The 22,767-nt window shown below is 64.7% G+C and carries 20 protein-coding genes and 1 pseudogene; 10 read left to right on the top strand and 11 right to left on the bottom strand.

The genetic code is table 11. The features are described 5' to 3' along the window. Positions 1-150: 150 nt before the first annotated feature. The 10 genes from AC0L3C_RS29600 to AC0L3C_RS29555 form a co-directional block, all read right to left on the bottom strand. Positions 151-1,734: a Do family serine endopeptidase gene (locus AC0L3C_RS29600; protein WP_473263178.1), complete on the bottom strand. Its 1,584-nt coding sequence runs from the start codon at positions 1,732-1,734 to the stop codon at positions 151-153. A 231-nt stretch (positions 1,735-1,965) separates the two neighbouring features. Next, a complete protein-coding gene (locus AC0L3C_RS29595) occupies positions 1,966-2,448 on the bottom strand; it encodes a cytochrome c-type biogenesis protein (RefSeq protein ID WP_473277750.1) in 483 nt (160 codons plus the stop codon). A gap of 4 nt (positions 2,449-2,452) precedes the next feature. Continuing rightward, complete coding sequence (locus AC0L3C_RS29590; RefSeq protein WP_473409698.1) at positions 2,453-4,435, bottom strand: heme lyase CcmF/NrfE family subunit; 1,983 nt, start codon at positions 4,433-4,435, stop codon at positions 2,453-2,455. Beyond that, positions 4,432-4,941: a cytochrome c maturation protein CcmE gene (ccmE, locus tag AC0L3C_RS29585; RefSeq protein WP_129269379.1), complete on the bottom strand. Its 510-nt coding sequence runs from the start codon at positions 4,939-4,941 to the stop codon at positions 4,432-4,434. The genes AC0L3C_RS29590 and ccmE overlap by 4 nt, the downstream gene beginning before the upstream one ends. 37 nt (positions 4,942-4,978) lie before the next feature. After that, the gene (gene ccmI / locus AC0L3C_RS29580) at positions 4,979-6,094 is read right to left on the bottom strand and encodes a c-type cytochrome biogenesis protein CcmI (protein ID WP_473263175.1); all 1,116 of its coding nucleotides are present in this window, start codon (positions 6,092-6,094) and stop codon (positions 4,979-4,981) included. Between the two features lie 131 nt (positions 6,095-6,225). Next, positions 6,226-6,495: a hypothetical protein gene (locus AC0L3C_RS29575; protein WP_007593394.1), complete on the bottom strand. Its 270-nt coding sequence runs from the start codon at positions 6,493-6,495 to the stop codon at positions 6,226-6,228. 99 nt (positions 6,496-6,594) lie between these two features. Then, positions 6,595-7,995: a hypothetical protein gene (locus tag AC0L3C_RS29570; RefSeq protein ID WP_473409697.1), complete on the bottom strand. Its 1,401-nt coding sequence runs from the start codon at positions 7,993-7,995 to the stop codon at positions 6,595-6,597. A gap of 159 nt (positions 7,996-8,154) precedes the next feature. Further along, positions 8,155-9,531: an ATP-binding protein gene (locus AC0L3C_RS29565; protein ID WP_473263173.1), complete on the bottom strand. Its 1,377-nt coding sequence runs from the start codon at positions 9,529-9,531 to the stop codon at positions 8,155-8,157. Between the two features lie 121 nt (positions 9,532-9,652). After that, a complete protein-coding gene (locus AC0L3C_RS29560) occupies positions 9,653-10,324 on the bottom strand; it encodes a response regulator transcription factor (protein ID WP_247349962.1) in 672 nt (223 codons plus the stop codon). Between the two features lie 235 nt (positions 10,325-10,559). Further along, positions 10,560-10,715 (bottom strand): hypothetical protein, encoded by a 156-nt coding sequence (locus tag AC0L3C_RS29555; RefSeq protein ID WP_007593402.1) that lies wholly within the window; start codon positions 10,713-10,715, stop codon positions 10,560-10,562. A gap of 234 nt (positions 10,716-10,949) precedes the next feature. On the opposite strand from AC0L3C_RS29555, the gene ku reads away from it, so the two are divergent. From ku to AC0L3C_RS29520, 7 genes are all read left to right on the top strand, one after another. Beyond that, the gene (ku, locus tag AC0L3C_RS29550; protein ID WP_473263172.1) at positions 10,950-11,933 is read left to right on the top strand and encodes a non-homologous end joining protein Ku; all 984 of its coding nucleotides are present in this window, start codon (positions 10,950-10,952) and stop codon (positions 11,931-11,933) included. A 57-nt stretch (positions 11,934-11,990) separates the two neighbouring features. Then, complete coding sequence (locus AC0L3C_RS29545) at positions 11,991-12,227, top strand: hypothetical protein (RefSeq protein ID WP_007608288.1); 237 nt, start codon at positions 11,991-11,993, stop codon at positions 12,225-12,227. A gap of 173 nt (positions 12,228-12,400) precedes the next feature. Then, complete coding sequence (locus AC0L3C_RS29540) at positions 12,401-12,583, top strand: hypothetical protein (RefSeq protein WP_473263171.1); 183 nt, start codon at positions 12,401-12,403, stop codon at positions 12,581-12,583. Between the two features lie 191 nt (positions 12,584-12,774). After that, positions 12,775-12,939 (top strand): Flp family type IVb pilin, encoded by a 165-nt coding sequence (locus tag AC0L3C_RS29535; RefSeq protein ID WP_275167744.1) that lies wholly within the window; start codon positions 12,775-12,777, stop codon positions 12,937-12,939. Positions 12,940-13,123: 184 nt separating this feature from the next. After that, positions 13,124-14,686 (top strand): glycosyltransferase family protein, encoded by a 1,563-nt coding sequence (locus AC0L3C_RS29530; protein WP_473263170.1) that lies wholly within the window; start codon positions 13,124-13,126, stop codon positions 14,684-14,686. Between the two features lie 176 nt (positions 14,687-14,862). Then, the gene (locus AC0L3C_RS29525) at positions 14,863-15,858 is read left to right on the top strand and encodes a glycosyltransferase family 2 protein (RefSeq protein WP_473263169.1); all 996 of its coding nucleotides are present in this window, start codon (positions 14,863-14,865) and stop codon (positions 15,856-15,858) included. Positions 15,859-15,866: 8 nt separating this feature from the next. Continuing rightward, positions 15,867-16,550, top strand: coding sequence for a class I SAM-dependent methyltransferase (locus tag AC0L3C_RS29520; RefSeq protein WP_473263168.1), 684 nt, complete (start codon positions 15,867-15,869; stop codon positions 16,548-16,550). A gap of 1 nt (position 16,551) precedes the next feature. Here the strand turns inward: AC0L3C_RS29520 and AC0L3C_RS29515 are convergent, their stop codons facing one another. After that, positions 16,552-17,997 (bottom strand): hypothetical protein, encoded by a 1,446-nt coding sequence (locus tag AC0L3C_RS29515; protein WP_473263167.1) that lies wholly within the window; start codon positions 17,995-17,997, stop codon positions 16,552-16,554. Positions 17,998-18,257: 260 nt separating this feature from the next. Here AC0L3C_RS29515 and AC0L3C_RS29510 point away from each other — a divergent pair, with 260 nt between their 5' ends. From AC0L3C_RS29510 to AC0L3C_RS29500, 3 genes and pseudogenes are all read left to right on the top strand, one after another. Continuing rightward, positions 18,258-19,799, top strand: a complete 1,542-nt coding sequence (locus AC0L3C_RS29510; protein WP_473263166.1) for a thymidine phosphorylase family protein — start codon at positions 18,258-18,260, stop codon at positions 19,797-19,799. Continuing rightward, positions 19,796-20,717: pseudogene (locus tag AC0L3C_RS29505) on the top strand (ribose-phosphate diphosphokinase). Before AC0L3C_RS29510 ends, AC0L3C_RS29505 begins: the two are co-directional and overlap by 4 nt. Beyond that, entirely contained in the window at positions 20,714-22,309 is a 1,596-nt protein-coding gene (locus tag AC0L3C_RS29500; protein WP_473409696.1) for an MBL fold metallo-hydrolase RNA specificity domain-containing protein, read from the top strand. The pseudogene AC0L3C_RS29505 and the gene AC0L3C_RS29500 overlap by 4 nt, the downstream one beginning before the upstream one ends. The last annotated feature ends 458 nt before the right edge of the window (positions 22,310-22,767 follow it).

The following is a 22,767-nucleotide window of genomic DNA, read 5'->3' as shown; positions in this document are numbered from 1 at the left end:
TAGGCCTTCCGACGGAGGGGGGCGTATTCCACCGGAAGGTAGACAGGGGAAGCAAACGTTGCGCTGCTCCCCCGAAGGGCGCCGTCGGCGGGGGCGACTGATGCCGGCGACACCCTTCATCTCGGAGGCCTCCTGAGGCCCAGTCCTTGGTTAGCCCTTGGCGATGGGCACCGCGACGAAGCGCGACTGGCCGCCGCTCTTCACCCGCATCAGGACGCTGTTCTTGTTGTCCGTCCGCGCCGTGTTGATGGCGTCGCGGACTTCGCCGGCGGTGCTCACGCTCTTGCCGCCGACTTCGAGGATCACGTCACCTTCCTTGAAGCCGCGTTCGGCTGCGGCGCTCTTCGGATCGACTTCGGTGACCACGACGCCTTCCTTGCCGGCCCCGGCCACGGAATCGGCGGGCGCGACGGTCATGCCGAGCTTGGGCACATCGGTGCCGCGGCTCGCGCCCTTGCCGCTGTCCTTGTCGATGTCGGCCTTGGCCTCGATCGTGTTCGGCAGCTGGCCGAGGGTGAGGTTCACCACCTTGTCCTGGCCCTTGTGCAGCACGTTGAGCTTCACGGTCGCGCCGGGCGCCAGGCCGCCGATGGTACGGGCGAGCTCGCGCGCGTCCTTGACCGATTCGCCGTTGACCGACGTGATCACGTCACCGGACTCGATGCCGGCCTTGGCCGCCGGACCATTCGCCTGCGGCTCGGCAACCAGCGCACCTTCGGCCTTCTTCATGCCGAGGCTGTCGGCGATGTCGGGTGTCACTGGCTGAATCTGCACGCCGATCCAGCCGCGGCTGACCGAGCCCTTGTCCTTGAGCTGCGCCACCACGCTCTTCACGGTGCTGGCGGGGATCGAGAACGCGATGCCGACGCTGCCGCCGGAAGGCGAGTAGATCGCGGTGTTGACGCCCATCACCTCACCGTTGGTGTCGAAAGCCGGACCGCCGGAATTGCCCTTGTTCACGGGCGCATCGATCTGGATGAAATCGTCGTAGGGGCCGTTGCCGATGTCGCGGCCGCTGGCCGAGACGATGCCCGCAGTTACCGTGCCGCCCAGCCCGAACGGGTTGCCGACCGCGAGCACCCAGTCGCCGATCCGCGGCTTGCCGTCGGCAAGCTTCGCGAACGGGAAGCTCGAGCTGCCCTCGACCTTGATCAAGGCGAGGTCGGTGCGCTGGTCGGTGCCGATCACCTTGGCGGTGTAGGTCTTGCCGTCGTCGGTCGTGACCTCGACCTTGTCGGCGCCGTCGACCACGTGATTGTTGGTCACGGCAAAGCCGTCAGCCGAGATGAAGAAGCCGGAGCCCTGGCCCTGCACGACGCGGCCACGACCGCCACCGCCCTTCAGGCCCGGGATGCCATCCGGACCGCCGAAGCGACGGAAGAAGCGCTCCATCGGCGAGCCCGGCTGGAACGGCGACTGCGCGTCATCGCCATCATCATTGCTCGCGGTCTTCTCCTTCATGTTGACCTTCACCGAGATCACTGACGGTTTCACGCGCTCGACAATGTCGGCGAAACCGATCGGGCGCTCGACCTTGCGGACCTCGTTGTTGACCTGTGCATGCGCGGGGCTCGAGAACAGGTCGGCCGGCGAGGTCGACGTGCCGAAGCCGTAGACGGCGGCGCCGAGGCCGGCGACGACCGATGCCATCAGCGCGATCTTGCGGGCCGAGAAAACGGACCGGCGAGGCTGCCGGTAGGACGGAAGTTTCGAGAGGTCGGAACGGTCGGTCATGCAGAGATCTCCAGGGCCTTGAAATCCATTTGGTACCTGACGGCGGCACCTTACGGACCTGAAGATGGGGGCTGCCGCCTTACCGTGCGCTGGCGGGAGGGTTAAACTTTTGTAATGAACTGGGAATGCGGATGCGGCAGTTTATCGCGGCCGAAAGTCGTGAACCGGCAGGAACTTAACAAGGTTCCAGCAACGCCCGCGCGGTGCGGCTTGATGCGCGCAGCAACGTAGCTAGCGCGATGTGGCCTCGTCCGACATCAATGCAGCGAGACGCGCCTCTTCCTCGGGCGTGAGCGGCGGAGCCGGGATGTCTGCACCATTTCGCGCGCGCCGGCGGATTTGCAGCCATAGCGCCAGGCCGCCGCCAATCAGCAGCAGCGGCGCGAGCAGCCACAGCAGCATGTTCTGGCGCTCGAAGCGTGGCTTGAGCAGCACGAACTCGCCGTAGCGCGCCACCAGGAAATCGAGCACTTGCGAATTGCTGTCGCCGGCCGCGATGCGCTCGCGCACCAGGAGCCGCAAATCGCGCGCCAGCGGCGCATCGGAATCGTCGATCGACTGGTTCTGACAGACCATGCAGCGCAGCTCGCGCGACAAGTCGCGTGCACGCGACTCCTTCGCAGGGTCCGACATGATCTCGTCCGGCTGCACGGCATGCGCCGCAGGCAGGGCCAGCAGCATCAGCGCGATGAACGCGACCATCATTCGACGCATCGGATCACTCCGCCGGCTGCAGGCGCTGCTTGGTCCGCGCCGGTTTTGGCGCACCCACCCGCAGGCGCCGGTCCGACAGCGACAGCACGCCGCCGAACGCCATCAGCACAGGTCCCCACCAGATCAGCAGCACCAGCGGCTTGTGATAGATGCGCACGGCGATGGCGCCCTCGGCGGTGGCGTCGCCGAGCGAGATGTAGAGCTGGCTTGCGCCGCGCGTCAGCAGGGCGGCCTCGGTGGTCGAGGAGCCGCGGGTGGTGAAGCTGCGCTTGGACGGCGTCATCACGCTGAGCTTCTCACCGTCACTGCTGACGTTGAATTCGGCGATCATCTCGCGGAAGTTCGGCCCTTGACGCTGAAACAGACCGTCGAGCTTCACGTCATAGCCGGCGACATGGGCGACGTCGTTCTGTTTCATTGTCGCGATATATTCGCTGTTCCAGGTGGTCTCGCAGACGATCCCGATCAGCGCGACGCCGAGACCGGCATGCGCAAACGCAGAGCCCCAGGCCGAGCGCGGCAGGCCGCGGGCCCGATGCAGTACCGTTGCGAACGGTAACCGCACCAGGCCGATCCGCTCGGCGATATCTGTGACGGCACCGGCGATGACAAAGACGCCAAGTCCGATTGCCAATGGCGCGAGCGCGCTGCCGCCGAGCACCCAGCTCCAGACCATGGCGACGGCGACGAGCCCGGCAACGCCGGCCGCGAGCAGACGCTGGGTGACGCCGAGCAGATCGCCGCGCTTCCAAGCCAGCATCGGCCCGAATGGCACGGCGAGCAGCAATAGCGTGAACAGCGGAGCGAAGGTGAGATTGTAGAAGGGAGCACCGACCGACATCTTGAAATCGGCAAGCATCTCCATCGCCAGCGGATAGAGCGTACCGAACAGCACCACCGCGCAGGCGACCGTGAGCAGCAGATTGTTCAGCACCAGCGCGCCCTCGCGCGAGATCGGCGCGAACAGGCCGCCCTGCTTCAACGACGTCGCGCGCCCCGCGAACAGCGACAGGCTGCCCCCGATGAACAGGCAGAGAATCAGGAGAATGAACACGCCGCGGGTTGGATCGGTCGCGAAGGCATGCACCGAGGTGATGACACCCGAGCGCACCAGGAAGGTGCCGAGCAGCGATAGCGAGAAAGTCAGGATCGACAAGAGGATGGTCCAGACCTTCAACGCGTTGCGCTTCTCCATCACCAGCGCCGAATGCAGCAGCGCTGTTCCGGCAAGCCACGGCATCAGCGAGGCGTTCTCGACCGGGTCCCAGAACCACCAGCCGCCCCACCCCAGTTCGTAATAGGCCCAGTAGGAGCCCATGGCGATACCGAGGGTCAGGAAGATCCAGGCGACCAGCGTCCATGGCCGCACCCAGCGCGCCCACGCGGCATCGATCCGCCCCTCCAGCAACGCCGCGATCGCGAAGGAAAACGAGATCGAGAAGCCGACATAGCCGAGATAGAGCATTGGCGGATGCACGGCGAGACCGATGTCCTGAAGCACCGGATTGAGATCGCGTCCCTCGATCGGCGGGTTGGCGATGCGCAGGAACGGGTTGGAGGTCACCAGGATGAAGAGATAGAAAGCGCTGGCGATCCACGCCTGTACGGCCAGCACATGCGCGCGCAGCGACAGCGGCAGATTATTGCCGAAGGCCGCGACCAATCCGCCGAACAGCGCGAGGATCGACACCCACAAGAGCATCGAGCCTTCATGGTTTCCCCACACGCCGGTGATCTTGTAGAGCAGCGGCTTCATGGAGTGGGAATTCTCGTAGACGTTGACGACCGAGAAGTCCGACTCCACGTGCAGCATCACCAGCGCGATGAACGACGCACCGACGAACAGAAGCTGCGCCAGCGCAGTGGAGCGCGCCACATTCATCAGCGCGTCATCGCGCAGCCGCGCGCCGATCAGGGGCACGATGGACTGGATCAGTGCCAGCCCGAGCGCCAGCACCAGCGCATAGTGTCCCGACTCCGCGATCACCGCACTGCTCCCTGCGAATTGCCCTGCGCGGTCGTGGCCGCGGGCTTGACGCCGTCGGAAGCCTTGGCGCCGTAATCATCCTTCCAGTGCCCCTGCTTCTTCAGGGCATCGGCGACGTCCTTTGGCATGTAGGTTTCGTCGTGCTTGGCAAGCACGGTGTCAGCCTTGAACACGCCATTGGCGTCGAGCGCGCCTTCGGCGACGACGCCCTGCCCTTCCCGGAACAGATCAGGCAAAATGCCCTTGAAGGCGACCGGAAGCTTTGCACCGCCGTCGGCGACCTCGAAGGTCACTGCGAGATTGTCGCCGCGCTGGAGCGAGCCGGGCTGCACCAGGCCCCCGAGGCGAAACCGCTTGCCGGGCGCAACGTGCTTCTCGGCGACCATGGTCGGCGTCGAGAAGAATACGATCGAGTCGCGCAGCGCGTTGAGCACCAGCGCGGCCGCCAGCGCGAGCACGGCAAGCGAGCCGCCGATGATGGTCATACGTCGCTGCTTGCGCGTCATGGCGTATCCGTTCCCTGCCCGTCTCGTCCTGACATCGTCATCCGTCGAGCCCGAGCGTCTTGAGGCCTTCATCGAGCTGGCGCAACCGCGCTGCATCGTTGGCAACGGCCTGGCGGGCGTCGGTCGATGCCCCGACCGCCTTGTCGCGATCACCCATCACGAGATAGGCGCGCACCAGGCGCAGCCAACCCTCGACGTCGTCACCGTTCTGCTTGAGGCGCGTGGCGAGCCGTTCGACCATGCCGCGAACCATCGCGTTGCGATCGCCCTCTTTCATGTCCTTGGAAGCTGCGAGGGTCTCATCCGACAGCGCCGGCATCGTCACGCCACCGCCGCCGACCCGCGCGAGCGAGGTCTGCACCAGAGGGCGCCACGGTGCATCCGCCGGCGCTTTCGCCAGCAGCGCGCGCCAGATATTGGCGGCATCGTCCTTGCGGCCGTCCTGCTCGGCGGCGAGACCGAGGAAGTAGTTCGCTTTCGGGTCGTCGGCGCTGAGCGCCCGCGCGCGCTCGAACTCGGTCTTGGCTTCGGCGGTCACGACGCCGCCGGCGGCGGCCGAGATCGCTTCGCCGAGATCGGACCGGCGCTCCGCGCTCTCGCCATTGTAGGTGAGCGAGTTGCGATAGGCGCGCACGGCGTCGTCGAAGCGGCCAAGCCGCTCCAGCACGGGCGCGATCACGTTCCAGCCGCGCCCATCGGTTGGATTCTTTTCCAGATGTTGCTCGACCTGTACGACCAGATTCTCGAGCGACTGGGCCATGCCGGACCCGGATCCGCGCTCCCGCTGCGCCAGCGGAAAGTCCTGAAGCCTGGGCGAGCCGAGCGGCACATAGACGCCGATCGCAACCAGCGGCAGGCCGGCAAGCGCCAGCACGGCCGCCGCGCGGCGCCATTTGAGGCTGGATTTCGGTGCCGTTGCGGGCTCGCTGCCAGCCGCGGCAAGCAGCCTGCGGCTGACCTCGACGCGCGCGGCCTCGGCTTCCGGCGCTGCGATCAACCCTGCGGCAAGATCACGCTCGATCTCGGCGAGTTGGTCCTTGTAGACCGCGACCTCGCTGCCCTGATTTTGCGCGCGTCCGCTACGGCCGAGCGGCAAAAGCACGGCGAAGATCGCCGCCACCGTCATCAGCGCGAACACGAACCATAGCATCATCTGACAAGCTTCCGGCAGCGCGCAAGCCGCGCCCACAGGTGGCTTTACACCACGGCCGGACGATGCGGCAATTGACAATTGTCAATTCGGCGCGACCGCACACAGTCCCGAAACGGTGAAAATCCAACGGCTTAGCCGATCTCGAAGTCCGCACTTTGAGCGGCGTCCTCGCCATGCCCGTTGAAGGCCTTCAGGAAGTATGTTCCCGGCTCGATCGCGTCGGGCAATCTGATGCGCAACGCGCCGACGGGAACGGGCGATGCCACCCTGGTGACGGTCTCAGGAAGCTGCCGACCGCTTGCCTTCTCGACCAGCACCACTTTCGCGCCGACCATCAGCCTTTGATATTTGGCAACGACGACGCGATTCTCGATTTCGATGGAACTGATAACGGATTTCATGCGCCCACAGATAGAAGTATCAAAATTTGCACGGCGACCGTAGGGCCAGCCACCGACACCGTCAACCTGAAATTGTGATCACAAAAAGATGCGCCTGGATCAACTCGCGCGCGACGATTTGCGCTCGCCCGTGGCCGCGTTCTCCGCGGCGCGGCTCATCAGCGAGGCATAGTCATCGCCGAACAGCACCTGGCAGAAGCGGATCGCGGCCTGCACCTGCTGCTGCCGATAGGTGCGGACCTTGTGATCGGCGCCGCGCAGCGACTGCACCAGCTGCTCGGTCGAACGCTCGACATATTGCTGCAGGTCGGAATAGGTGCGCAGTGTCACCTCGTTGATCGCAAGCTCGCTCGCATAATTGCGGCAGGTCGCGACGAAATCGATCAGCGCGACGGTTTCCTCGACCTCGGTGCTGTCGATCCGCGCGCCCGGAGGAATGTCCTTCTCGGCGCGCTGGCGCAGGATGCGGCGGACGCGGCCGGGAACACTGTCGATCTCGGATTGCAGTGCGTTGGAGATGTCGGCCCGGATCGAGGTCAACTGCTTGCCCCAGGGGGAATCGTTGCGCAGGTCGAGCTCGGTACGCAGGCCTCGGACGCCGTCGTGCAGCGTCTTGAGGTTGGCGGCGACATTGTCGAAATGGCCGCGCTTGATGTCCATGCGCAGGATGGCGGCCACGCAGGACAGATCATGCAGCGCGATCGTGACGGCGACGCCATAGGGCGTTGCCGCAACACGGATCTCGTCGTCGGACGCGGCAATCTTGATGGCGAGGCGGATGATCTGCCACGGCGCGGTCATCCGCTGCACGACGATGGAGAGCGCGAAGGGCAGCATCTGCGGCGTCTGAAGCACGGGAATGTTGAGCGCGGCAGTCACCGAGGCGATCTGGGCATCGCCGAAGGCGCGCAAGGAGCGCGGCAGCTTCTCGTTCAAGGTGGCAATAGCCTCGCGGACCGCGAGCACCGCCCCGGTCGAATAGAGATCCTCGATCACGTTGGGCGGGCCAACGCGTGCGAGCGCACGCGATTTGTCACCCCCGCCCGGCCCCGTCAGCTCGAAGATGGCATCCGCAGCGACCGCCTGGAGCCTCGAGGCCAGCGCTTCAACCTGCCCTGCGCTGTCGGCCGGCATGCGCGCCAGCGCCGCCTCGAATTCGCTCAGCTTCGCCGGAGCACCGTCGCGGCCGAGCCATTGCCAGATCGGAGCCAGCGAAGAGCGGCGGATCTGCCCGGCCCGGATCGGGGCGCCTGCTTCGACCAAGAATGGTTCCAGCACCTGGAACAGCAGCCGCGACAGATCGTCCGTACGCGGCGGTGGGGCGGCGTCGGCTTCCGTCTTGCGGACGATCTTGCGCAGCTGGTCGAGCACGAGGGTTGCCACGGCCGTGTCCTGGCCGCGCTCGAGCGCACGCTCCAACTCCCGCATCAGCAGCGCCTGCGCCTGCGGCGGGAGCTGCGCGAGATATTCCCTCAGCCGCTCGATCGATGTCTGGCTCATGCGCCCGGGTAATGAACGGTAAAATGGCGGACCTGGGATCCGTCCTGCCCGATCATAGGAGGGCCCACTTAAGAAGCCGTTTAGGAAGTCGCTCCGAATACCCCTGGTTTCATCTGGATCGACGCCCAGGAGGCCAAATAGTCGCGTCGGAACAAGGGATTATATTCCGGGGAGGACCAGCTCCGCCCGCAAGCCCCCGGTCGGCGCGCGGCCGAGTGAGAGGCTGCCGCCGTAGAGCGCAGCGAGCTCGGTCACGATCGACAGCCCCAGCCCCGATCCGGGCTTGGACTCGTCGAGCCGTTGGCCGCGCCGTGAGACCTGGGTACGCTCGGCCTCCGACAAGCCGCGGCCGTCGTCGTCGACGACGATATGCAGCCGCGGACCGGCGCTCGCCTGATGAGGCGCCTCCACCAGAACTTCGATGAAGACCCGCGAGGCCGCCCATTTGCAGGCGTTGTCGACGAGATTGCCGACCATCTCCTCCAGATCCTGCCGCTCGCCGCGAAATTTCGCCGACGGATCGGCTTCGGCCTCGACCACGATGCCGCGGCCGCGGTGGATCTTCTCCATGGTCCGCCGCAATGCCTCGATGGCCGGTGCAACCTCCGTCACCGTCGCGACGACCGAGACCCGCGCCGCGATGCGCGCGCGCTCGAGATGATGGGCGACCTGGTCGCGCATTACGTCGGCCTGCTCCATCACCTTGGCCGCGAATGGATCGGCGGCATGCGCGCCGGCCTCGTTCACGATGACCGAGAGCGGCGTCTTGATGGCGTGGGCGAGATTGCCGACATGGGTGCGGGCGCGCTCGACGATCTCGCGATTGGCGTCGATCAGCGCGTTGGTCTCGCGCGCCAGCGGTGCGATCTCAACCGGGAACTCGCCCTCGAGCCGCTCCGCCCGCCCGGACCGGATGTCGGCGATGGATTCGGAGATGCGTTTGAGCGGCGCGAGACCAAAGCGGACCTGGAACACGGTGGTCAGCAGCAGCACGATGCCTAGCGCGGTGAAGGTGCCGCCGAGATAGTAATCGAAACTGCGCGTCTCATCGAAAATCTCGGTGTCGTCGCCGGCGACACTGACGAGAAATTTGCCGTCCGCGCCGAGATCGACCGGCCGCTCCACCATGCGCAGGTTCTGTCCCTCGGGACCATCGACATAAGCGATCCGGATGCCGGCGGCGGTAAGCTCGGTGCCCTGCTCCTCCAGCTTTGGTAGCTTCTTGTCCCAGAGCGAGCGCGAAGAGCGCACCTCCGGCTTTTCAGTGTCGGTCCGGGTGATCTGCCAGTACCAGCCGGACAACGGCAGTTCGAACAAGGGCTCGCCGAGCGACTGGAACTGGCGGTCCGGCGGCTCGTCGGGGGTGGCGACCTCGGCGATCAGCGTGCGGAGATAGAGATTGAGCCGGCGGTCGAAGGCGCGCTCGGTGGCGTTCTTGTAGACCGACGACAGCACCACGCCGGTAATGGCCAGGATCACCACGAGCCACGCGGTCGCCGACAGAAACAGGCGGTTCGCAAGCGAGCTGGCGGGCATCGGAATGATCCCGGAGGCGCGGGGTGGCATGGCGTCGGAACTCATGACCAGAACAAGGCCCCTGCCGCGCCGCTCGTCAAGCCAAGATAGGTCTAGACAAAATACTTCGAGACACCGCGCTTCAAGCGCCGGGGGCCGGCGGGGTCAGGAGATAGCCGAGGCCACGGACGGTCTGGATGATGTCGACGTCGAGCTTCTTGCGGATGCGGCCGACGAAGACCTCGATGGTGTTGGAGTCGCGGTCGAAGTCCTGGTCGTAGAGATGCTCGACCAGCTCGGTGCGGGACACGACGCGCCCCGAATGGTGCATCAGGTAGGCCAGAAGCCGATACTCGTGGGACGTCATCTTGATGGGATTGCCTGATACGCTGACCCGGCCGGTCCTGGTATCGAGCGTGACGGGGCCGCAGCTCAGCTCGCTCTGGGCGTGGCCGGTGGAGCGGCGCAGCAGCGCGCGGATGCGCGCCAGCACCTCCTCCAGGTGGAACGGCTTTGCGACATAGTCGTCGGCACCGGCATCGAAGCCCTGAACCTTGTCGCTCCAGCGGTCGCGCGCGGTGAGGATCAGGACCGGCATGGTGCGGCCGTTGCGCCGCCAGGCTTCCAGCACCGAGATGCCGTCCTTCTTCGGCAGGCCGATGTCGAGCACTACGGCATCGTAGGGCTCGTTGTCACCGAGATAATGCCCCTCCTCGCCGTCGAAGGCGCGATCGACGACATAGCCGGCGTCGGTCAGCGCCTTGGTAAGCTGGCGATTGAGATCGGGGTCGTCCTCAACGACGAGCAGGCGCACGCTTTTCTCCAGAATTAGGCCGCATGAAACACCCGCACAGATGAGCAATTCCGGCGTGAACTGAATATGAACACGGGGAACCGGCCGCGTTACTTTTTGGTCATATCCGACCTGTTCGCGGTCAACGCACCGCGCCCGCCAAGCCACCGGACGAACGAACCGGCGGCATGGCGGGCGCAATGTGCCGCGTTGCGCGGCGAGTCGGAAGGTGCGAAGCGTCCGGTCGATCTGCCGATCAGGTCCGGAAGAACACGAACCAGATGACCGCGAGGATCAGGATCGCGAGCCCGGTGGATATGGCGAGCAGCGCCGCCACCGACGGCCCGGGCTCGCCCTGGCGCGCCTCGGTCGGAGTTTCCACGATCTGACGTTGGTCTCGCGTGGTTGCCATGGTGACCTCAATTTCTGGCCGTCGCGTCGGATGGCCGCGACTCCTCGCGGCGGAATGTCCCGTGGCAACGCATGATCGGATATGATGTTCCGGCCTTTGCAGCCGGATCAGGCTGCAACCGTGCGCCGGGCGGCCGGTTAACGCAGTTGCAAGATTCAGCGATCCGCCTTGCTATGATTCGTTGTTCCCCGATGGTATCTTCGTCCTCTGTCCCCGTTGCGTTTGGAGTAGCCCATGGCCCCCCGCGCCAATTGGAAGGGTTTTCTACGTTTGTCGCTCGTGACCTGCCCGGTCGCGCTCTATCCGGCCACTTCGGATACCGAGAAGGTCTCGTTCAACCAGATCAACCGCAAGACGGGCCACCGGATCAAGTACCTCAAGGTCGACGCCGAGACCGGTGACGAGGTGACTTCGGAGGACATCGTCAAGGGCTACAAGGTCGACACCGACACCTATATCGAGGTCACCAAGGACGAGCTCGACGACATCGCGCTGGAGTCCACCCACACGATCGAGATCGACGAGTTCGTACCAAAGACCGACATCGACAGCCGCTATCTGATCCGTCCCTATTATCTCGTGCCCGACGGCAAGGTCGGCCACGACGCCTTTGCGGTGATCCGCGAGACGATCCGGAGCATGGACAAGGTCGCGATCGGCCGCGTGGTGCTGACCAACCGCGAGCACATCATCGCGCTGGAGCCCCTCGGGAGCGGCCTGATGGGGACGCTGCTGCGCTATCCCTATGAGGTGCGTGGCGAGAAGGACTATTTCGACGATATCCAGGACGTGAAACTAACCAAGGACATGCTCGACCTTGCAAAGCACATCGTCGAGAAGAAGTCCGGCGCGTTCGAGCCCGAGCTGTTTGAGGACCATTACGAGACCGCGCTGATCGACCTCATCAACAAGAAGCGCAGCGGCGCGCCCATCAGCGCGAAGGCCGCGCCCAAGACCGGCGGCAACGTCATCAACCTCATGGACGCGCTGAAAAAGAGCATCGCAAACGAGAAGGACGCAGGCCCCGCAGCGAAGGTGGCCAAGGATGCGACCAAGGACGCGAGCAAGGACACCGTCAAGGGCAAGAAGCCGAAGAAGCGCGTCGAAGGCCAGCGCGAGATGCTGCTGCCGATCGCCGGCAAGGGCGGCAAGGACACTGCTGCGAAAGCCGCTCCCAAAAAGGCCGACAGGCCGGTGCGGGCGAAGAAGGCCGGCTAGCAGCATCGCGCAGCGACGACGCCGTGATGCCTCGCCTCGCCGGTCGGCCGACCTGACATGCCCTGGTCGACTGCGTTCGACGACCCCATTTCGTTACGTGGCGGGCGCAAGCTTCGGACGCTGCAAGAAGCTGCCGATCACATCATGCGACTGCCCGAGGATACGCAGCATGCGAGCCACTGGCAGACCGCGATCGAAACCCTGATCAACGCGGCCGAGACCGGCGGCGGCTGGATGATGTTCGCCCGCATCGCGGTGTTGCGGGCGCTGAATGCGGACGGTCGGCGCGAGTGAGCCCGGCGCCCGCTCGAGAACAGGCTCAACAATCCGTTAAGCCAAGCCGCGCTTTCAGCGTCTGCTCACAGTTGCCGGGGGCGGCACGTATCCTACGGAATACAAAATTAACCCACGCTTCCCGCTCAGCGCAGCATGGTCGCCCTTCGATTGAACCCGGGATTTGCAGGCTCGTGCAGCAGCAGGACGCCAGAAAGAACTACATCGGCATCGTCAACGACGCGGCGGAGGCAGAAAGCCTCGCCGGCAGCTTCGCGCGGGCGCAGCCGTGCGCGCTGAGCTATCTGGTCGGACGCCTGGCAACGGTGCTGAAACGCCCCGGCAAGGCCGCGCCGGAACGCCAGATCTCGTCCTGAGACGGGATGACGACATCGCCTAATGCGTCCGAATTGGGTGACGAAACCTTAAGTCAATCGATGACACCATATCAGCGGCAGGTGAGGACCATCCGACCTGCGTTTTGGCGCGCCCACGAAAACTTAGTGAATCAATTTACCATTCCGAAAACGGCACCAGCGTAGGTTGGACGGATGAACAGGAGTTGACGATGACTTTACTCAAGTCATTTCTTGCCGACGAAAATGGTGCCACCGCCATCGAGTATTGTCTGATCGCCACCGGCATCGCGTTTGCGATCATCGCGGCCGTGAACAACACCGGCAGCGCACTCCTGAGCGGCAAATTCAACTCGATCAGTGCGGCGGTCAAGTAGCCAGCATAGCCGGCGCGCTGCAATCTCATCAGCACAAGTCCGCGTGCAGCGCGCCGGATGACGGGCTCCTCCTTCCGATGCGGCGGCGACCCCAGCTTGATTTTCGCGAAGTTCACATTATGGCGTTGTGTCGCGCGGTTGCGCCGTCGTAGAGCGTAAGCTCAAACTCCAGCGGCCCTATGACATGATTCCTTCCGACAAGCCGACCTCGACAATCCGGGCTCGTCTTGGCTCGGACCGGTCGGTGGCGATCACCGTTCTTGCCGTCCTGGCGGCCCTGTCGTTTCTTCCGGTGCTGCTGACCCCTATCCCCGCGATGGTCGACTATCCCAATCACCTCGCCCGGATGTATATTCTGAGCCAGAACGGCACCCCCAACGCCAATCCGCATTACGAAGTGGCCTGGGCATTCTATCCCAACCTTGGAATGGATCTGCTGGTGCCGCAAATGGCGCGGCTGATCAGCGTCGAGAGCGCCACGCGGCTGTTCCTGTTCCTGAGCCAATTGCTGATCGTCGGCGGCGCGCTTTTGCTCGAATGGGCCCGGAAGGGACGGGTCCATCTCGCCGGCTTTGCGGCGCTCGCTTTCCTTTTCTGTCTGCCGTTCAGCTGGGGCTTCGTGAATTTCGAGTTCGGACTGGGCCTCGCTCTCTGCGGCATCGCCGTCTATCTGATGCTCGCGGAGCGCCCATGGCCACTGCGTTTCGTCGTCAACATGGTCTTCGTCGCTGCGCTGTTTGCGGCGCATTTCTTCTCCCTCGGCATCTACGGCGCGACGCTCGGCCTTTACGAGCTCTCGCGCATCCGGCATGGGCGAATTTCGTACGGTGTCGCCGCCGCGCGGCTCGGCGCGTTGGCCATACCCGCGCTTGGCCTGTTTGGGATCATGCGCATGACCGCGGGATCGATCGGAAGCGAAGGAACGAGCTGGTTTCTCGGATTCAAGCCGATCTGGCCGTTGCGCATCATGAACGGTTACAATCTGACGATCGCGGCGGCGACCGGGCTTGCGCTGATGATCGCGCTGTTTTTCGCCGCAAGACGCGGCGTCCTCAAGCTCGACACAGCCGGGATCTGGCTCGCGATCGGCTTCGCGCTGCTCTACGTCGTCATTCCCTCGCAGCTGTTCGGAACCTCGTTCGTCGACCTTCGCGTGATCCCCGCTGCGGCTCTGATCCTGCCCGCCTTCTGCTCGCTGACGCTGCCGAGCCGGGCATGGAGCATGGCAGCGCTCGCCGCGATCAGTGGCATCATACTGATCAATCTCGCCGTCGTGCTCGCGGTGTGGTTGCCTTACCGCACCGACTATGCGGCCATTGTCGAGTCGTTCCGCAAGATCGACCGCGGTTCGCGCATCCTCGTCGCCAGCACGGACGACAATGGAGACCCGCCGTTCGCCGACCTTACCTCATATCCAATGTATTATGCGCCTACGCTCGCCGTGCACTATGCCAACGCGTTCGTGCCCAATCTATTCACGGAAGCGGGCAAGCAGCCCGTGCGGCCACGCGAAGACGTGCGCCGTCTTGCCATTCCCTACGGGGCGCCGATGCCGCTAAGCGTGCTTACCGCGATTGCGGCAAGCCGGCCGCCGGCCGGCGTTCCGCCCTTCGTTCGCACCTGGCACCACGATTACGACTATCTCTACGTCCTCGGGCCGCGGGCCCCAAACCCGCTGCCGGATCTGCTGGAGGCGCTGGACACCTCGGATCGATTTGTTCTCTACAAGATCCGCCGCAAGTCCTAAGTCGCAAGTCCTGGGCCAAAGCCGCGGCTGCCCAGCGTGGTCAATCGGGCATCACCATCCGCGCCCACTCAATGCAAGCCACCCCCGGTGCCCCATATCCTTAATGGTTGTGGCAAGGCGACCTTAACCACCGCCGGCATAGACTTCCGCTCCTGCAACGAGTTGGAATCTCTCGCATGGCGGCCAATATCCAGTCGATCCGCTACAGCCTCGTCATCCCCGTGTTCAACGAGGAAGCCGTGTTGCCGGTGCTGCTGCGCAGGCTCGACCTGGTCTTGTCCCGGCTCGACGGGCCGGCGGAAGCAATCTTCGTCGACGACGGCAGCAGTGATTCCAGCTCGATCGTGCTAGAGGCGCTCGCCACGCGCGACCCGCGCTTTCGCTATATCGGCTTGTCGCGGAATTTCGGCCATCAGATCGCCATCACCGCCGGCATGGACGCAGCGCAAGGTGAAGCGATCATCGTCATGGATGCCGATTTGCAGGATCCGCCCGAAGTGATCGAGCAATTGATCGCAAAATGGCAGGAAGGCAACGACATCGTCCACGCCCGCCGCCTGTCGCGCGACGGCGAAAGCCGATTCAAGCGCGCCACCGCGCATCTGTTCTACCGGCTTCTCGGCAGGATGTCCTCGGTCGGCATTCCCGCCGATGTCGGCGACTTCCGCCTGATCGATCGCAAGGTGCTCGACGCCCTTCGGCAGATGCCGGAGCAGGACCGCTTCGTACGCGGCATGATCGCATGGCTCGGCTTCCGGCAGGCCGAGGTCACCTTCCACCGCCTCGAGCGTGCAGCGGGCGAGACCAAATATCCGCTGTTCAAGATGGTGCGGCTCGCCATGAATGCCGCGCTCGGCTTTTCCGATCTGCCCTTGCGGCTCGCAATCTGGTGCGGATTGACGGTCTCGGGAGTCGCACTGCTCTACGGCGGTTGGGTGATCCTGTTGTGGCTCAGCAACGACAGTCATCTCGTCACCGGCTGGTCCTCGACGATCGTCGTCGTGTCCCTGCTGTGTGGAATGAACATGCTGATGACGGGCATCGTGGGGCTTTACGTCGGCCGTATCCATGCCGAGGTGAAACGTCGCCCGCTCTACGTGGTGCAGACCCGCGCCGGCTTCGACCGCAACGAGGCGGCGGCCGCACCCGCGATCCACGCCGTCAACCAGTGACCCAGCGCATGACCGAACTCTTCGACGGTTACCACGGCAACTATCGTGACGTGGTCCAATCCTCGATCGACTTCTCCGGCTTGCCGCATCACTTCTTCATGCGCGCCAAGGCCGATCTCCTGGGCAATCTAATCGCGCAGCGGCTTGACACGGAGAGGCCGGACATGCTGGACGTCGGCTGCGGCGTCGGCAGCCTTCATCCCCTGCTGCACGGTATGGTCGGCCGCTTGAGCGGTATCGACGTTTCGTCGGCCAGCCTGGCGCAGGCACGCGCTGACAACGGCAGGGTCGACTACCGTGAGTTTGACGGTCGCACTTTTCCTTTCGATGATGCCAGCTTCGATCTGGTCACGGCCGTCTGCGTGATGCACCACGTCGTGCCGGCCGAATGGGCGCAATTCATCGCCGAGATGCGGCGCGTGACGCGCCCCGGGGGACTCGTCTGCGTCATCGAGCACAATCCGTACAACCCGCTGACCCGCCTTGCCGTCGCGCGTTGTGAGTTCGATCGGGACGCCGTCTTGCTCGGTGCCGGCACAACCCGAAAATTGATGGCTGCCGGCGGCTTGCGCGAAATCGGTGCGCGCCATTTCCTGCTGCTGCCCTGGAACACCAAACCGTCGCGGCGCCTCGAAGCGACCCTGAGCGGCGTGCCGCTCGGCGGCCAATACGCAGCCTTCGGGACCGCTTGATCTATCTTTGCGGCAGATCTCGCCGCTTGTGCACGACCGCCACGTCGTCGCTGTAGACGCGCTGCCATTGGGGCAGCCGGTCCAGCATCGCTATCGCCGGCGTCCCCGGCGCAAGCAGGGTCGCGCCGATCTTATATTCGTCGAGCAACTCGAGAAAGTCGCCGAGGTCGACCAGCGCCAGGGCACGATTGTAGCGGTTGATGAACGCTCCCCCGTACAGTTCACCGCGACCGTCGATGAAGGTTGGAATGCCGGCAAAGATCAGATAGCCGCCGAAGGAATAATCGTTGAGCACGTGCCCCGCCGTGGCGAGTTTGGCTTCAGCGATGGCAGCCTGAGGGGTAATGGCCGTGGCCGGCCGTAGATCACGCGCCAGTGCCGCCCCGCTCACCACGATCAACACGCCGAGCGTGGCTAGGTTCAGGCCGCGCGACGAGCCGGCAGCATCTTCCCCAATCGGTCCGCCGAACATCCGCCCCAGCGGAGCCGCCAGATAGAGCGGCGCCAGCATGGCCAGCAGATCCGCATTGCGGATCTGGGCCAGCGCGAAATGCAGCAAGCCGATCACGACCAGGGCCCGCACGACCGGCAGCGTCACGCCACGCGAGAGCGCCAATATGCCGCCCAGCAGCAGCAGCTCGAAGAAACCTATGTGGCTGAAATCCTGCGGCCGCCATTCCGCGATCCAACCGAGCGCGGGGCCGAGACCGAGTGTGGTCAGCGGCATCAGCAGCGGTTCCGGCCCGTAGGGCGTCAGGCAGGACGCTGCGACCGCGAGCGCGGTGAACGGCAGCCACCGCAGGAATACCCGTGGCCATTCGCTGCGCTTCTCGCGCAGCAGCGCTTCGAGCCCCGCAGGGCCGATCAGCCCAAGCGCCAGCACCACACTGCCGTGCAGATTGGCCCACAGGACCAGCAGCGGGAGGGCCCAGTACGGTGGAGGCCCTCCACGATCCATGCAGCGCACCAGGGCAGCCGCCCAGGTCACCATCAGCGGCAGCACCAGCACATGTGGCCGCGCCAGCATATGCGGGGCCAACAGGATGACGGCCGCGATCACCATGAGCAGCGTCTGGGTCGGCGAAAGCTCGCGCAGCAGGAAGAAGGTGAACAGGCCAAAGGCGAGCGCTATCGCCGCGGCGGCGACGACCAGGACGCCCTGCCAGCCGGCAAGCGCGTAGGCTCCGGCGTAGATGATCTCCGAGAGCCATTCGAAGGTGATCCAGGGGGCGCCGTACCTCGAAAAGGAAAATGGGTCGCTCGCCGGCAGCGTGCCGTGCGCGATAATCCAGCGCCCAACCTCGATGTGGGAATAGCTGTCGGGATCATTGAGCAGCCGCGGTCCAAGGATCAGCAGCAGGGCATACACGCCAAGGCTCACCAGCCAGGGAAGCGCCGCACGCGCCGAAAACGGATGTACCTCGCTGTGGACGGCCTGGTCACTCATGGCGAGCGCAAGTTAGGGCGCAAGCGTTAAATTCCTCTTTGACGTTCGCGGCCGCTGGGGAGCGCGCGGCGGACGGTTACTGTTTATCAACCATATTCCTGACGTGCGTTGGAGGTCGCAGTCCGCAGCCCGCCTGCTGCTCGTCACCGCAAGGCGACCCGAGCGCCATGCCGGGCCAGGACGTCGGACGTGATCTGGGTCAATTGCATGGAGCCAGTGGCGGGTAAGCATGGAGGCCCAACCTTCCTGCCGGCCCCTTCATGCATCCAGATCCCTCACGTCCCCAACTCAAGATCCGCCGTGTCCATCTCGATACCGGCCGCGAGAACGTCGTCGTCATTTCCAGGCGGTCGAAGGCGCTGCGTGCGGACATCTTTCGCGGGTTCAGTCGGGTCGAGCTTCGTCTCGACGGCAAGGTGCTGCTCGCGACGCTCCTGATCACTGACGACGACGCGCTGGCCGCCCCCGACGAGATCGGCCTCTCCGAGCCCGCGTTCCGGCGTTTCGCGCAAGCCGCCGGCACGCTGGTCACGGTCACGCCCGCCTCCCCTCCGGAGAGCCTGGAGGCGGTGCGCGCCAAAATTCGCGGACGAACGTTGAGTCGGGCGGAAATCGGCGCGATCATCGATGATCTCGCACATTACCGCTACTCCGACATGGAAATCGCCGCATTCCTGATCGGTTCGGCGAGCTTCATCACCAGTGACGAGCTCCTCTCTCTTACCGGTGCGATGGCCGAGGCCGGCACGCAACTGGTGTGGCCGGCCCCGATCGTGGTCGACAAGCATTGCATCGGCGGCATCCCCGGCAATCGCACCTCGATGGTCGTGGTACCCATCGTCGCCGCGCACGGCCTGCCGATTCCCAAAACGTCCTCCCGCGCCATCACCTCGCCGGCGGGCACCGCCGACACGATGGAGGTGCTGGCGCGGGTCAATGTCGGGGTCGAGGAGATGAAGACGATCGTTGCGACCTGCAATGGATGCCTGATCTGGGGCGGGCACGTGAATCTGTCGCCCGCCGACGACATCCTGATCTCGGTCGAACGCCCGCTCAGTCTCGACACCCGCGAGCAGATGGTTGCCTCCATCATGTCCAAGAAGATCGCAGCTGGCTCGACGCACCTGTTGATCGACATTCCGGTCGGACCGACGGCGAAGGTCACCAGCGCCGTCGAAGCGATGCGCTTGCGAAAAATGTTCGAATTCGTCGGCGATTGTTTCGGTCGCACGATCGAAGTGATCACAACCGACGGCCGCCAGCCGATCGGCAACGGCATCGGGCCGGTGCTCGAGGCCAACGACGTGATGGCCGTGCTCGGTAACGACCCGGATGCCCCGCGAGATCTGCGCGAGAAATCGTTGCGCCTCGCCGCCCATCTCCTCGAACACGATCCGAAGCTGCGCGGCGGGGCAGGTTATGCGCGGGCTCGCGAGCTGCTCGATAGCGGGGCGGCGCTGAAGCAGATGCAGAGGATCATCGATGCCCAGGGCCCATCGAATTGCAGTACCGAGCTCGGCAATCTTTCGTTCGACGTCAAGGCCGCGCACGACGGCGTCGTCACCGCAATCGACTGCCTGCGGCTCAATCGCCTGGCCCGCACCGCCGGCGCGCCGCTCGACAAGGGCGCCGGCATCCGGCTGTTCAAGAAGATCGGCGACCGGGTCGAGCTTGGCGAGCCGCTCTACCGCGTCCACACCTTCGACCAGCCGGAGTACGATCTCGCTGCGACTGCGACCGCTGCCGACGCCGGGTACGCCATCAAAGATCGAGATACCCTTCAAGGCGGGACGGCGCCGTGAGCACGATCGCCTTCCAGAGCCTGCCCTCGGCCACGGGTGCAGCAGCGCGAGTGGCGACGAAGCTCGGACTTGCCTGTGAGGAAATTGATCTTCACCATTTCCCCGACGGCGAACTGCGTATCACGATCGGGCCCGGTCGCGGACACGGTTATCCTCTACGCCGCACTGGACCAGCCCAACGAGAAGCTGATCGCGCTGCTGCTGGCCTGTGAAGCACTGCGACGCGCCGGCGCAAAGCGTTTGGTCCTGGTGGCGCCGTATCTATGTTACATGCGGCAGGACGCGGCTTTTCATCCGGGCGAAGCTATCAGCCAGCGCGCCATCGGCCGACTCCTTACAGGAATCGTCGATCGTGTCGTCACCGTCGACGCGCATTTGCACCGCACGGCCAGGATCGAGCTCATGTTTCCCGGCATCGAGGCGGACAATCTGTCCGCTATGCCGGCGATTGCGAACACCCTCGCAAAAACTGGAGTCGATCCGGCCACCGTCGTGATCGGCCCCGATTCCGAATCCGAGCCATGGGTGAGTGATCTCGCCCGGCGGCTCCAATTGCAGCATACGGTCGCCCGAAAGATGCGCCACGGCGATCGTTCCGTGCAAATCGACTTTGCCAATCCGGGCCTGCTCTCCGGTCGCCCGGCGCTGCTGGTCGACGACATCATCTCTTCCGGAGCCACATTGATGGTTGCGGCGAAGGCGCTTGAGGCCGCAGGTGCGACCGGCATAGACGCGATCGTGACGCATGCCCTGTTTCCGCCCGAAATGGTCGCGGCGTTCAGCGACGCCGGCATCCGCTCCATCCGCTCGACCGACAGCGTGTCGCATCCGACCAACGCGATCGCGCTCACCGAGATTCTCGCGGCTGCGCTGCGGCCCGAACTGAGCCAGACACCTGCGCCGGAGACGACGACATGAGCATCACCGTTCGATTTTGCGGCGCCGCCCGCACCGTGACCGGCTCGAGCTACCTTTTCCAGACTGCCTCCGGCCGCTTCCTGGTCGATTGCGGCCTGTTCCAGGGGCAGAAGACGCTCAAGGAGCTCAACTACGGCGGTTTTCCCTTTCGGCCCGCCGATATCGATGCGGTGCTTCTCACGCACGCCCATATCGATCACAGCGGATTGCTGCCAAAGCTCGTGCGCGAGGAATTTGGCGGACCGATCCTGGCGACGCGCGGCACGATCGACCTCTGCTCCTGGATGCTGCCCGACGCCGGCAACATCCAGGAGTCCGAAGTCGCACAACTCAACCGGCGCAACGCTGCACGCGGCCGCAAGGAGGTCGAGCCGATCTACACGCAAGCAGACGCGCTCACCACGCTGCAATCGTTTCGTCTCGTCGACTATGAACGCTGGATCGACGTGATATCCGGCGTTCGCGCGCGCTACTGGAACGCGGGCCATCTGCTCGGGTCCGCCTCGATCGAGCTCGAGTTTGCCGATGCGGGTGCAACGCGCCCGTTGCGCGTGCTACTCTCCGGCGACGTCGGCCCCGAGGCAAAGCTGCTCCAGCCCGATCCGCAGGCGCCGTCGGACCTCGACTACGTCATTTCCGAGTCGACCTATGGCGACCGCGTGCGTGCCGTCACAACGCCGGAGCAGCGCCGGCAGCATCTTGCGACCGAGGTCCGCGATGCCGCAGCCGCCAGGGGCGCCCTGCTCGTCCCTGCCTTCGCGGTCGAGCGCACCCAGGAACTGATCGTCGACCTCGTCGATCTGATGGAGCGCGGCGAGATTCCGGCAGCGCCGATCTTCCTGGATTCGCCGCTCGCGATCCATGCAACCGAAGTGTTCCGGCAGAACGCGACGAGCCTCGATCAGACCGTCGACGTCAGCCGTCTGCTCAACTCGCCGCATCTCAAGTTCACCGAGACGGTGGCCGAGAGCAAGGCGATCATGCGGCTCTCCGGCTTTCACATCATCATCGCGGCCAGCGGCATGTGCGATGCCGGCCGTATCCGCCATCATCTGAAGCACTGGCTGTGGAACGCGCATGCGACCGTGCTGCTCACCGGCTTCCAGGCCAACGGCACGCTCGGCCGCTTCCTCCAGAACGGCGCCAAGGCGGTACGAATCCAGGGCGAGGAGATCCGGGTCGCGGCGCGGATCCGGATGATCGACGAATATTCCGGACATGCCGACGGCGCCGGCATCGCCCGCTGGATCGCGGCACGCCGCCCGATCGCGCGCGGGCTGTTCCTGATCCATGGCGAAGAGAATGCGATCGCGGGCCTTGCCGAACGCGTCGCCGAGCGCATCCTTCCGGCGGCGAAGATTTATCAGCCGGTGCTGGACGACGTCTATGAGCTCTCGACCCCCGAGCCGCGCGTGCTCGACGTCGATCATCGGCGCAGGCTAGCGCCGGAAGCCGTGACCCGGCTCGACTGGCACAACGAGATGTCGGAACTCATGCTCGACATCAACGACCGCGTCGCAGCCGCCGCCGACGACCGCGCCCGCGGCGTCATCATCCGCAGGCTGCGGCGGGTGCTACAGGAGAATGGATAGGCGGGACGAATAGCCGGGCGCTTTGACGGTCGTGCGAGTCCTGTTAGTCTTCAGCATAGCGTGGCTCGATGAGCCAACCTGCCAATCGATGAACCAGAGCTGTTCGAAGGATGCGAATGAGAAGCGCGACGCTCTTGGCTCTCGGCCTCATGTTTGCCGGCACATGGCCGCACGGCGGCGCGACAGGACAGACTTCGATCAGGCCCCCGGTTTCAATTGCACCGCCCAATGCATCGCCCGCGCCTAATCCGGCCGCCGATTACGATGGCTTCAGCGCAGGCGTCAGCGACGACAACGACACGTCAAGTCGGGAGATGCCGCCCGCGAGGTCACGCGCAGCAAAGGGCTCCAGGTCCAATCCGGATAGCGCCAGCCAGTCATCGGTCGATCAGGAAGACGACGTATTGAAGAGAAAGCTGACGATCTGCAAGAACTGCAAATAGACGTTTGTCTGCCGT

Source organism: Bradyrhizobium sp. WSM4872 (assembly GCF_055811715.1).
Note: the sequence above shows the minus strand (reverse complement) of the source record. Positions and strands in the feature narration are given on the sequence as shown.